Genomic DNA, 263 nt, shown 5'->3' with positions numbered 1-263 from the left:
ATCACAGACAACGATCACACCAATCGAAAGCGGTTGGAGGAGTTGATTGCCTATGCGCGACAAAATGATCCCGAAGTAGAGCTGACCGAGCTATACATGGGTGAGCAGACACAGGCCACGTGGCGGGAGGCGATTTCCCCCTTTTCAGCTGTCTTATACGTTTCGGAGAAGGGAGAGACAGATGAGCTTGCAGCCCTTCAGTCACTCTGCAGAGGGAATGGCAAAGTATTTATCCCGGCAACGTTTTCTTGCCAGAGAGGGAT

The 263-nt window shown here is 51.7% G+C and carries 1 pseudogene; it reads left to right on the top strand.

Features of this window, described 5'->3' with window-relative positions:
• Positions 1 to 33: 33 nt before the first annotated feature.
• Positions 34 to 263: pseudogene (locus SB773_RS32560) on the top strand (bacteriocin maturation protein); the annotation flags it as partial.

The sequence above is a fragment of the Bacillus sp. SIMBA_074 genome (genome assembly GCF_046534555.1).
Lineage (GTDB): Bacteria > Bacillota > Bacilli > Bacillales > Bacillaceae_G > Bacillus_A > Bacillus_A mycoides.
Note: the sequence above shows the minus strand (reverse complement) of the source record. Positions and strands in the feature narration are given on the sequence as shown.